Origin of the sequence: Neobacillus sp. SAB-20_R2A, from assembly GCF_049568635.1 — a bacterium.
Classification (GTDB): Bacteria; Bacillota; Bacilli; order Bacillales; family Cytobacillaceae; genus Neobacillus; species Neobacillus citreus.
Genome location: NZ_CP145895.1, coordinates 2,067,243 through 2,079,658 on the forward strand (window position 1 = coordinate 2,067,243; position 12,416 = coordinate 2,079,658).

The 12,416-nt window shown below is 39.4% G+C and carries 7 protein-coding genes; 6 read left to right on the top strand and 1 reads right to left on the bottom strand.

The genetic code is table 11. From position 1 onward, the window contains the following. The first annotated feature begins 186 nt into the window (after positions 1 to 186). The 6 genes from V5M37_RS10285 (at position 187) to V5M37_RS10310 (ending at position 10,898) form a co-directional block, all read left to right on the top strand. On the top strand, positions 187 to 1,260 hold the full coding sequence (locus V5M37_RS10285) for a Wadjet anti-phage system protein JetD domain-containing protein (RefSeq protein ID WP_423801824.1): 1,074 nt from the start codon (positions 187 to 189) through the stop codon (positions 1,258 to 1,260). Beyond that, complete coding sequence (locus V5M37_RS10290; protein ID WP_423801825.1) at positions 1,251 to 2,765, top strand: hypothetical protein; 1,515 nt, start codon at positions 1,251 to 1,253, stop codon at positions 2,763 to 2,765. Before V5M37_RS10285 ends, V5M37_RS10290 begins: the two co-directional genes overlap by 10 nt. Then, a complete protein-coding gene (locus V5M37_RS10295; RefSeq protein WP_423801826.1) occupies positions 2,762 to 3,508 on the top strand; it encodes a DUF6063 family protein in 747 nt (248 codons plus the stop codon). Before V5M37_RS10290 ends, V5M37_RS10295 begins: the two co-directional genes overlap by 4 nt. Continuing rightward, on the top strand, positions 3,486 to 7,949 hold the full coding sequence (locus tag V5M37_RS10300) for a hypothetical protein (RefSeq protein WP_423801827.1): 4,464 nt from the start codon (positions 3,486 to 3,488) through the stop codon (positions 7,947 to 7,949). The genes V5M37_RS10295 and V5M37_RS10300 overlap by 23 nt, the downstream gene beginning before the upstream one ends. Before the next feature lie 138 nt (positions 7,950 to 8,087). Further along, positions 8,088 to 8,540, top strand: coding sequence for a S1 domain-containing RNA-binding protein (locus tag V5M37_RS10305; protein ID WP_213116193.1), 453 nt, complete (start codon positions 8,088 to 8,090; stop codon positions 8,538 to 8,540). A gap of 870 nt (positions 8,541 to 9,410) precedes the next feature. Further along, the gene (locus tag V5M37_RS10310; RefSeq protein WP_423801828.1) at positions 9,411 to 10,898 is read left to right on the top strand and encodes a class I adenylate-forming enzyme family protein; all 1,488 of its coding nucleotides are present in this window, start codon (positions 9,411 to 9,413) and stop codon (positions 10,896 to 10,898) included. Positions 10,899 to 10,979: 81 nt separating this feature from the next. Here the strand turns inward: V5M37_RS10310 and V5M37_RS10315 are convergent, their stop codons facing one another. Further along, positions 10,980 to 12,236, bottom strand: a complete 1,257-nt coding sequence (locus tag V5M37_RS10315; RefSeq protein ID WP_423801829.1) for an MFS transporter — start codon at positions 12,234 to 12,236, stop codon at positions 10,980 to 10,982. Positions 12,237 to 12,416 lie beyond the last annotated feature (180 nt).

The window sequence follows — 12,416 nt, forward strand, 5'->3', positions numbered from 1 at the left end:
AGCATTACAGCGCCGGGGGGCAGGCACTATTTTTCGGTAAATTTTTCACTGATGCGTTTTTTTGTTTATTCAATCTATTATTTTAGAAAAATTTCATTTACGAACAATCACGCAACTAGTTTATAATTAAAGGATGTCCAAAAAAGTAATCGGAGTCTCTTCATGACCCCAAGAAGATGTAAGTAGGTGAGTACAATCGACATTATTGAAACAAGGGTAAGAGGTTTTATTAGCGATATCCAACACCCTAAGCAAAAAAAGAAAATCAATAGTAACGATTTAGAATTTCAGTTGCGCAAGCTAGTGGATGATTATTTTGAAATGGACGGCTATTCGCTGTTCTATCGCGCAATCGAAACATTGCAGGCGGAGGGACAGCTAATCCCGATTCAAAATAATCAATACAATGGTAAAACACCTGCTCTTGCCTTATATTACTGGGTCAATATAAAAGTTCAAGCCGACAAATGGGATCGTCTCGAGATGATGAAATTGAGTGATCGGTTTGATTTTTCCTATTATGAGCGTCATCCCGAATGGCAGACGAAAGAAGAGTGGCAGCGAATCAAGAATGTATATAGTTTTCTAAGGTCCAGCCAGGAACGGGAAATCGTATCATTCGAAGAAAGAAGCCTGGAGCTCTTTGGCCATGAAAAATTCTTATTGGATAGTGATCAATTTCCTGATGGAAAAGGCTTTTTAACGAGAATCGGAATATCTGAGGACCAACTTAAAATGGTGAAGTATGGGGAGCCTTTTGTATTTTGGATGAAACAAGGGAAAGAAATAAAAGATATTCAGAGAGTACTCATCGTCGAAAATCTATCGTTCTTTCATACTTCTATTAAATTATTGGAAGCGAATCAACTCGATTATGAGCCAGAGCTCATTATTTACGGGGAAGGCACGAAAATTGAACAGAGTTTTTCCTTTTTCTTTCGAATGTTTCCGCCAAAATCCTATCTTTTCTACTACGCAGGCGATCTTGATGCGGCAGGGTATGGTATCCTCATCAGGCTGATCGAAAAATACCCGGATTACAGCATTCAGCCTGCCTTAAAAATTTATCGAAAAATGCTAGAATGTCTAGAACAAAAAAATGACCAGAAAATAGGGCAAACGCAAAACCTCAAATACCGAGATTTATTTTTTCAATGGTTTACAGATGAGGAGCAAGCATTATTACAGCAATTATGGCAGGAAAATAAGCGAATTCCACAAGAAGTATTAACGATTGAAACATGGAGGAGATGGACTTGAACGAATCATGGGAAGGTTTTGCCCAGCGAATGCAACGATTAAATCCACTGTTTGAGCTTGGCAGGGGAATGGAAGTAGGGGAACTGAAGCCTTATGTCCAAACGATTCTCATGCAAGTGCTCCTGACCATCTTTTACCGGGAATTAAATGATGATGATCATAGACGCAAATCAGATATCAAGTATATGGTAGAGGATTCTATTAAGCAAATGATGCTGCTGGCAGACGATAAGCAAATTGACCGGATTACAAGCGGGCTATTATATCAGGGAAAAGAAGAGTATAGCCAACCGTTTGAAGCTTTATATTACGATGAAATAAAACAATCATGGGAAACACAGGTCTTCCGTTATGTCACGATGGATGAAATATATACGAATTTAGAGTTGGGCGGATCGATTGTTTATAAACTTACTGATGTCTCTCAGGAAATGATTTTTATGAGCAGGGAAATGGCTGAAGAATTCTCCATCACGATCGAACAACTCTATAGTATGCAGCTAATTAAGAACGGTAATTTTCGAAAAGCTACCCGAAACCTCGATCACCTCATTTCACGCGTAAATCGCTTAATGGCAAAGGAATTCACTTTTCAAAAGGAAATGATCAATAATCCTAAAATCTTGCTTATGGAAGAGGAATGGCAAAGGGCCGACAATCGGGTTGAAATTGAAAAGCAATTTGAGGAAGAAAAAAATCACTTCCGGACCATTACTAGGATGATAGAGAAATCGAAACGAAGAAATGAAGAGGACCATCCTATCCAAAAAGAATTGTTTCTCCTCCAAGAAAAAATTGGCCATACAAGGCAGTTACATGACCGGTTTGCCAAGCTAGTCATTCAAAATATCTCTTATGAAATGAAATTAAAGGCGGAGAACCCTTCCTTGTTTTGGGAAACAAGTCTGGTTTCATTTCGCGAACAGTTTTATGAAAATTGGTTAATGAAGGAAGGAATCAAAAGTTTCGAGACTATCGAAAGAGTCCTTTCTCCCTTATTTTCACCGAAGAATGAATTTATTCTGCCGCTTGATTGGATCTGGGGTGAACAAGAATTTGATGAAAAACAACTAACGGATGCTGTAATCGAAGAGGAGTCAGAAGAAAGCATTACTCGATTGCGAGTGACGAACTGGGAGTCCGTTGTTAAGGCATGGAGTTATGTTTTTCAGCATTTACAAACATACGGAGAGTTTTCATTAGCTGACTTATCCACGCTTCCATTAGAAGTACAGGATTTATGGTTTGAAGAATCGGAATCGATTGATTTATGGATGATGTTTGATAAAAAGCCGTTGAAGGTTCAAGTGCTGCATCGGAAAGAAGAAACATTAAGTGACGAGCGGGAAATTCTTCTTTATAAATTAATGCAGGAATATCCACAATTTCAAGTGTTTGAGGGCTTAAAAATCTTTACCATGTTTGATCATCGAGCGGAGTCTTTTCTTTGGTATCAAACGAAAATTACCCCGTTTAAGATATGTGTACTGGAGGAAAAAAGATGAATGCAGAATCCATTAAAAAAGCATCAGCTGTCTATTTTACTCTATTAAAAGAAAAAGTAATTGACGAAAATAGCGAACATTTCGAGACGTATTTTGATCCTGAAGTGAGACAGACCGTTCTTTTATTAGCAGACGAATCAGGTACATATATTATTGAATCGCCGAAACGGATCCATTTGGTTGCCCAGCCCACTGGCTCAATCTTTGCTACGAATTTTACGCATTTGAAGGACAAGCATAAGCAAATCGAATCGAAAAAGCACTTTCATCTTGTTAGTATTGTCATCATGGCTTTTTTGGCGGCGATTGACAGCAATCAGGCTGCTAAAATCCGTACGAAGCGGGAAGGAATCAGCTATTACGCATTAGAGCGTCTTGTCAACGATCTGATCATGAAATGGGATAGCATTCTTAAAGCGAAACCTGCCTTCGGAGAAGAGGAAAGAATTGATATGAAGGATGTTGTGACAACCTGGAAATACATGGAGGTTGAAACGGATGATTATGGGGCTAAAAAAGGCAATAGACGAACTAGAATCGGTTTAATTGCAAGCAGCATGCGTTTATTAGAGACGGAGGGACTGATCGTCATTCTGGACCGGGATGATATTCCAAAGGCAATCCCGAAACAAGAGCTGTTTGAGCGAATTGAATACCTTTATCACGATTATGATCGGTATGAATTATTCAAAAATTTAATGACTACGGAGGAGGGGGAGCATGCCGAAAATCCATCGAATTAGAATTGTAGGCCTGAAGTATGATGGCATGCAAAAGCAATACAAAGATACCACCTTTCACTTTCATAATGGCGAGACATCCACAAATGGCCTTATTGCCATGATGAATGGTGGCGGGAAAGGGGTATTTCTGCAAACCATCTTCCAAATTCTTAAACCCGGAACCTCTTGGGGAAAACAAAACAATCGTTATTATCAGCAGTTCTTTTTTAATAATAAAGAGCAATTTATTCCTTATACCTTTCATGTTCTCATCCAATGGGAATTGGACGGCTCAGACCGCAGGCATCTGGTAACGGGAGGAATGTTCTCAGCCGAACAGCGGATTTCGATGAATGAAGAAAGTGGCATTGATCGTAAAACCTTGGAACAGGAAGCGAAGATCGTCCCTAATATTACGTTTTACACAAGAGAATTTGAACGGAAGGAAGAGGTATCGCTAGAGCATATTCCATTATTTGAAAATGATGAGGTTGCTGAAACCGAAAGCCTGAAGGACTATTTAAAATGGAATGGCTATGATGTTTACCGGGATATAAAGAAACACTATCGCATTCTTGATACCTACGGAATTAACCGTAAAGATTGGGATATTATGAAGGACATTAACAAGGATGAAGGCGGCGTCGGCAAATACTTTGAGGGGGCCGAGGATGATCATTCCCTATTCCAAAAACGAATCATTCCTACGGTTAGTCAAGTGTTGCACCGGACAGAAGAGCAAAAGAACGATCTTGTTGAAATTTTCAAGAGTCAGGCAAGTATCGCGAAGGATTTGCCTATTCTTCTAAAAAGAGAGCAAGCACATAAGGAATTTTTAGAAGACATTGTCCCTTTTGAAGAGAACTTGGCTAAAGGTGCCGAACATAAAGACATTGTGCAAGCAAGTATAAAAGAAGGAAGACAACTGTTAGGTGCTTTAGAACATTTAAAGCATTCGGAAGAGAAAATGCTGCTTGTTTTAAAGGAAAACATTGAAAAATTAACGATAAGGCAAGCTGATTTACGCTATCAAAAAGACAATCTAGAATATGCAAAAGCTCACCGAGAGGTACTGGATTGGGAGAAGAAATTAGGAGAAGAAAGAAATAAACATACTTCCTTACAAGCAATGGTTCAGGAGAAACAAGAACGAAAAGAACAGCTAGCCTTTCAGGTATTATTAAAGGAATGGAGTGAAAATGAGCAAAGTATACGCGCTCTTTCACAGCAGATTGCGACATTAGAACAAAATAGCGGCCTAGAGCAAGTCAATCAAAGAATGGATGAAATCAAAAAAGAAGCAGGAAAGCAATGGGATCAGTCCTATCTATCCATTAAAGAAGCTGTTAGGGAGTATCTGGGCTATCAAAAGTTCTTGCAGAAAAAAGGGAACGATCTGTCGCAGCAAGAGAAACTAAAGACTAGTGAGATTGCCCGGCTTAGTACGGAAATTGATCTCTTATATACGCAGATGCATACATTTGAGTCTAAGGAAGAAAACCTCATTAAAGAATTTGGTGACCGGATAACCTATGATTTAAAGGGCTTTATCGAGTTTCTTTCTAAACAAATTGACAACAAAAAGGTTTCGATAGAAGAGCTGCAAGCAAAAGATAAAGAATCTAGTGAAGCGCAAAACGAATTAGCCACTATACATGGTACGCTTGTCCAATCGATTCAGTTTTCGGAAGAAAAATGTGAAAAACTAAAGCAAGCAAATGAAGAGCAAACACAAAAAGAAGTAAAACTGTTGGATCGTCTTCGTGGATTGTTAGATGATGTCGCGGCACCACTAACTCATGCGCTTCTTTCGAAATATGTCATCCAGATTGAAGACAAACTCGGCAATAATAGGGAACAAGGTGAACACATAAAAAAAGATCTTTGGGAAATTCAACTCGACCATTCCTTAAATGATGAGCACTTCTGGATTCCGAATAAAGATGTGAAAGAATTAAAAGAATGGATTGATGAAAAAACTGGCATCGATGTGTTTTATGGAACGCAATTTCTCCAATCCTTAAGTAAAGAAGAGCTTGCGAATTACCTTGAAACTTATCCGCTCCTTCCATATGGGTTAGTCGTTAGCGGGCAGCAATGGCAAAAAATTAATCAGCAGATTCTTTCCGGAAGAATGTTCAAAAGTCCAGTTCCGATATTTTTGCGTGAGGAAATGAACAGTGAAAATCACCAGCCAACCTTTGTGATAATTAACGGAACAGAGAAAGAGCTATTAACGGATAAAAATCAATTTACCAACTGGAAAATTAGTATTGCTAAGCAAATAGAAGAAAAGAAAGAAACACTTATAGAAATTGAAAAAACAGAAACTTCTTTGCGCCGTATTTTAAAAGAAATGGATCGATTTTTATCACACGAGCTTGCAGTGGATATCGAGAGAGAGCTTAATCAGGAACAGTATACTGTTCATTCTATGAAGACGAAATTACAGGAAATCACAACACAGCAGCAAAAAGAAAAAGAATTACAGCTCCAGCTAAAAGAACAGATTGAGACGGCAAAAGAAAAAATCGAAAAGCTGACAAAAGATGTAGAAACATTAGCGGAATATGATCATGAAAAGCTAATTCATCAAGAAAATAAACGTTTGAAGTTAGAGAAAGAGAAACAAAAGGAAGCCACGAGTTTAGCGCAGCAGGAAATAGGAAAAGAGCACCAACACATCATTGACCTGCAAACCAAGTGGCATCAAACGTATTTAGAATGGAAGGTTACAACCGAGCAAACGATTAAAGAGATCGGCGTCTTTATTGAAACAGCTTTATTTCCTCCTGATGAAAAAGTAGAGCAGTGTGAAGACATCCCCCGGTTGTCAGCTCATTTATTAGAGGAGCTAAATGGCAGTATTGAAGAGTTAAAACAGCTCCAAAAATCAAAAGAAGAACAAGCAAGAGAATTGCTGGTTATTCAAGCAAAAAAAGAAACAGAACAAAAGCAGCAAAATAAATTAGAGAAAAAACTGGATACCTATAATAAGGAGTGGAAAGACGCTCCGGAACCAGATGAACCTATAAGCATATTAGAAAATATGCTGCAAACAGCCCAAAAGGAAGCGAAGACGGCGGAAAAAGAAGAACGGGAACAAGGAACGGCTGTAACCGTCGCAGAAACTTCTTTAAAGCATGCAATTGTTCAGCGTGATAAGTCAGGAAAGAAAGTGGCCAAACATGAAAAGCCGCCTGAAGAATGGGAAGAGCTTGATTTAGAAGTAAAGGGTGTAGAAATACAAGACCAAATGAAACAAACGCTAGAGGAAGTAAAGCAGGCTGAAAAGCGCCAAAAAGAAATAGACTCCAACATTGCGGGTTATGAAGGGGATTTGTTAACATTATCCGTGGTCCTTAAGGAGGAAGCGGCAGCCTTTACTGATATAGATATAGAAAAAGTCAGGAGTCAAGGGAAAGCATGTATCATATCCTGGTGTGAAAAACATCAAGCAATTCAGGAAGAAGGCAAAGAGAAGCATGCGAAAATCGAACAATCCTTACGTAATGTAAAGCAGACGATTGAAGGAAAGGATTGGGAGATTCGTTTTAAAAATGAAGTATTAACAACATTAGACCATATGGATACAAGGCATTATTCGCATATACAAAGCATTGTTAAAAATATGAAGCGCTTCTCACAAGGTGGTTTGGAACAATTAGAACGTGACAAAGAACGGGCAGAAAAGGCTCAAAACTTCTGGGCCAGCCGGGCCAGCATGAAGGTGATGAGTATTTCAGAGGCGATTCGTTCGATGATTGCAAAAATGAAGCTGAAAAATGAACGAGGATCCTTCCCGCTAGTGCAGCTGAAAGAAGACATTTTACCTAAAAAGCCCGAAGATATCGAGCCGCTGCTGAAGCAGCATTTTGTCGCCGCCATCAACAAAATTACCAAACAATTTGATACGATTGATCACAATAATCTTGCTGTAGACCAAGAAATCAAACAACTCATTAGTGATGAGCAGATATTGTTTGTATCACTACGAAATCGATACCCGGAGCTTCTCGTCTATAACATGCGAACAGATAATGCCTTTATGTACGGAAAACCGCAAAGAGAGCATTATTCAACATGGCAGACGATTAATCAGGGATCAAAGACGAAATCAGATGGCAGTGGAGGACAAAAGCTGTCTGCCCGAATGGTTATGATGATGATGTTATTGTCAGTTAAAAATGAGTCAGACCAAAGCTGGGTTCCGTTAGTCTGTGATAATCCGTTCGGACAAGCCGCGTCAGCACATGTCCTCGACCCGATTTTCTCAGTCGCCGAAAAACTGAAGTTCCAATTCATCGTCGTCACTCCGCCAGAACTGGTGAAAACGGAAATCAGCCGAAGATTCGATGCCTATTATAAATTGGACTTCATTCGTGAAAAAGGAAAAGAAATTGTTTCCGACACAATTGTTCCAGCATATCGAATTTATCAGGGAACTGAAGCAGCTAGGTAAGATGAGATATTGAAAAATACTTTTAAACCATTTATAATTAGTAGAATATTAACCAAGAAATCAATATCAATTGTTTCATTTCGTTTAATTTGTTATAATTAAGTGTTTTTAACATTCTTGAGGGGGAAAACCATTAATATGTCAGTAGAAATTGGCAGCAAAGTACAAGGTAAAGTAACAGGCATTACTAATTTCGGAGCTTTTGTGGAATTACCGGATGGATCAACAGGTCTTGTGCATATCAGTGAAGTAGCGGATAGCTATGTTAAAGATGTAAATGACCATCTTAAAATAGGCGACCAAGTTGAAGTAAAAGTAATTAGTATGAAAGACGGGAAAACTTCCTTGTCCATTAAAAAGGCGGTTGATAGACCCGAAGGACAAAGCTCTTCTTATTCTCAACGCCCATCACGTCCGGGTGGTAGAGGGGATAATCGTTCCAAAGACTTTCGTTCAAAAGGTAATTTCAAACCAAAGGAAAGTTTTGAAGATAAAATGGCTAAATTTTTAAAGACTAGTGAAGAAAATTTGTCTACCCTAAAACGTAACAGTACTGCAAAACAGGGTGGTAGAGGTGGAAGACGCGGATAAATTACTGCGATTCTTATCTTTCATCATATAGGTAAAGAGGCTGACTCAAAGGGTCGTTGAATAACGACACTTTTGGGTCAGCTTTTTATTTGGCTCTTTTCTAAATGAATGTTGCTTTTCGAATTTAAAAACTGCTCTTGAGTTGAGGGTTGGCGAGTAAAATCTTGATTTGGGCGAGTAAATCATGAAATTAGGCGAGTAAAAGTGAAAAGTTGACGAGTAAAACCCCAAATTCAGCGAGTAAATTTTTAAAAAGGTATTATTAAGATCTTTATGTTACCTAAGCCAGGCTCTCCGCCTGGCTTTTTGGTGTGAATTCCCGCCTGTAAAATAGTTTGGAAAGTAATTCAGTTATTTTGGAAAGTATTTGGCCAGAAAGTGTAAGTAAAATTGTAAAAATGGAAAGTAACTGCACCAAATGGAAAGTAACCACTCCAAATCGGAAAGTATATCCAAATATATGGTAATCAGCCCAAAAAGGTAATTGAAAAGGGACCTTTTTGGGGTGGTTTTGCCGCTTGTTCCCCAATTACGGTCGGCAATAGCTTCCATTGGTTACGCAAAAATGCTCTATTAAACTAATTTCAGACGTCAAACTCATACATGAATTGCCTTGGGAATTTAGGGGGAGATAATATTGCGAAGGGGTCAGTTAATTGACCTGTTTTTACCCTTTTTGAATCTAAAAGTGAACCCGTTAATTTACGAAAACAGCTTTTTATTCTTATTCTAATGTGACAGGAACGGAGTGGGTTCTGAGATTCAGCAGAAAAGTGCGGGAATTTGTAGAATTTAGAGGAATTTTAGAAAGTATAGAGAATTATTTAGTTTATTCCGAAAATTCTTAATAGAGAAGTGGGGTTGTATTAAATGTTTGTCTCAGAACAATTAGAAGAACATGTAAAGCTGCAGCCGGAGAAGGTGATTACTGCTTATCAGGGCAGGGAGATGACCTACGGCCAATTATACCAGCAGGCGAAAAATTTAGCAGGGTATTTCCAGGAGAAGGGCTACCAAAAGGATGACATCATTGCGGTCTATCTGCCCAACTCTGATTATTTTGTAATCTGTTATTATGCCTGCCAGCTGGGCGGATTTTCGGTCATGCCCGTCAATACCAAATTAACTGCACCGGAAGTGGAGTATATTTTCAGCCATTCTGAAGCGAAAGCGATCATTTATGATGTAAGGTATGAAGCCCAACTGAATCAGATTTCCTTAGAGCAGTTTGAAGACCGTTTAGCAGTTGGCGGCGAGGATTCATTACTAGCAGTATTAGCAGACGACAAAATCCCTTTTCAGCCTGTGAAGGTTGATGAGGATGATACAGCGGTTGTTTTTTACACATCCGGAACGACTGGCAAGCCCAAAGGGGTTATGTTATCAGCCGGAAATGTCCGTGCGGCTGCTCAAATTTGGTCAGATGTAATGGAAATAACCGCAGCTGACCGCATGCATATCGTGACCCCGCTGTTCCACTGTGCTGCGAGTCATTGTTTTACTGTTCCTACTATTTATAAGGGCGGTACAGTGGTAATTGAGGAGGCTTTTTCACCGGAACAAACCTTGAGGACAATGGAAAAAGAAAAGGTGACCATTTTCTTTGGAGTCCCGGCCATCTATAGTATTCTATTAAATACTCCTAAAATGGCAGAAACTGATTTATCTAGGCTCCGTTTGTTCACGTACGGGGCGGCTCCTATGCCATATGAGCTGGTCCGTACGGTAAAGGAACGCTATCCTGATGTAAAAGTACAAAACTTATATGGCCAGACAGAAAATTCACCTGGAGCTACAACCTTAAAGGACCATTATGCACTGGACAAAGTCGGTTCTGTCGGTGAACCTTTGCCAGGGCTTGAGGTACAGGTGGTTGATGAGTTTGGCGAGCCAGTACCAACCGGAGAAGTAGGGGAAATCGTTGTTAAAGGGCCGCTTGTGATGAAGGGTTACTTGAAGAATGAAGAAGCTACTCGGCAGGCATTAAAAAATGGCTGGTTATACAGCGGAGATTTAGGCCGATTTGACCAGGATGGCCTGTTATATATCGTCGACCGGAAAAAGGATATGATTAACCGGGGCGGCGAAAACGTCTATCCCGTTGAAGTCGAAGAAGTCCTATATCAAATACCGGAAATCTTGGAGGCTGCGGTAGTCGGCGTCCCGCATCCTATATACGGTGAAGTCCCAAAAGCGTTTGTGGTCCCTAAAGAAGGAAGGACACTTACAGAAGAAGACGTCCTCACCTATTGCAAAACAAAACTGGCTAAATACAAACTGCCCGTGGAACTAGACTTTCTCGATACATTACCACGCAATGCGAGTGGAAAAGTCCTGAAACACGTTTTACGGGGATAAGCATGGAGGAAGCAGAAGAATGGTTTTCTGCTTCCTTTCTACTGTACTTAGCAATTATGGGCAATTGTTCGCCCAATTATATTATTTTACGAGAGTATGCTGTTCAATTAGCTTTATTTGCTTCTTGAATGATAGTTGTTTTGGCAATGTAAGGGACGTTAAGCTAGCAATAATCGCAAGTGCGGCAGCAGTAATAAAGGAATATAAATGAGTGCCAAAAGCATCATACAACCAGCCGCCAAGAAACGAACCCAAGGCAGCTCCTATTTGATGTCCGAAGTATGCCCATCCATTTAAGATGCCTAGTAAACGTGTTCCATAAAGATCACCTAAAATAGCTGTAGACATAGCAACAGACCCCGACCACACTAATCCGCCGCTAAATGCTACAATAAAGAGTTGCCAATTCGTTGCTGCCAAAACTAAACCTAAAAACCCAAGGCCGCGGACAAAATAAACTAAAAATAAAATGTTTTTTCTAGGGAAACGATCTGCGATGTGACCTAAGACAAATGTACTGAACATGGCAACAATCCCAATTAATCCAACACCAAAAGAAGCAACCATTGGCTCAAAATGATGATCCATTAACATAGGTACCCCATGAGAACCTAATAGATTCATTCCAAACCCACAAGCGAATAAGCCAAGAACGATTTTCCAATAAACATTTGTCTTTACAGCATCTCTCACATTAATTTCTGGTAGTTCTTGTTTTTCTAGACTGCCGACAGGTCCTACCATGTCAGCCCCTTCTGGTACATTCTCTCGCATAATAAAAATGGCAGAAGGAACAGTGATACAGATGAATACGCCTGCAAATATAAGAAGAGTGTCCTGCCACCCTACAAGGTGGATTAGCCACGTTTCTAGAGGGGTCATAACGGCAATACCGGCCATTCCACCTGTTGCGAGATAAAAAAGTGCTTTTCCTCTTTGCCTAACAAACCATTTACTGACAATAGGGGATAATGAGACATTGCTTAAAAAGGAAAGCCCAAGTGATAGAAAGACACCAAATGAAAGCAGAAAAGAAACAAGCTCTTTGCTGTTGACCGTCCACACGATTGATAAACAAACAATCGTTAATCCCGATAAAATCATAAAACGCGTACTTAAAGTTTTCAAAAGAAGTCCCGCGATTGGCATTCCGATCCCATAAACAATCATCCCAATTGCAACAATGATCGAAAGCTCCGTTCGAGACAGATCTAAATCATCCATAACTGGTTTAATAAAAGGGCCAATTCCCATCCGCATTCCATTCGAAAGCAAAACAATAATGGTCGCAGATAAAACAATATACCAACCATAATAAGGTTGTTTGTTGTTATTCATGTTCAATACTTCTTTGTTTTTCGCTAAAGGAAGCGAGTAATGTTTGTTTTCTAGCCAATCCCATACCCTCCTGTTTCCCCTTCTCTATAGAAAAAATTATAATACGGTATAATTGATAAGAAAAATATATTTGTATTATTGTAGGTATAAGAATTTCTTATATCATAAGGTGGTTTTGGG

Coding starts and splice junctions, on each gene's coding strand:
- V5M37_RS10305 (WP_213116193.1), top strand. CDS start 8,088: ATGTCAGTAGAAATTGGCAGCAAAGTACAAGGTAAAGTAACAGGCATT.
- V5M37_RS10310 (WP_423801828.1), top strand. CDS start 9,411: ATGTTTGTCTCAGAACAATTAGAAGAACATGTAAAGCTGCAGCCGGAG.
- V5M37_RS10315 (WP_423801829.1), bottom strand. CDS start 12,236: ATGAATAACAACAAACAACCTTATTATGGTTGGTATATTGTTTTATCT.
- V5M37_RS10290 (WP_423801825.1), top strand. CDS start 1,251: ATGGACTTGAACGAATCATGGGAAGGTTTTGCCCAGCGAATGCAACGA.
- V5M37_RS10295 (WP_423801826.1), top strand. CDS start 2,762: ATGAATGCAGAATCCATTAAAAAAGCATCAGCTGTCTATTTTACTCTA.
- V5M37_RS10300 (WP_423801827.1), top strand. CDS start 3,486: ATGCCGAAAATCCATCGAATTAGAATTGTAGGCCTGAAGTATGATGGC.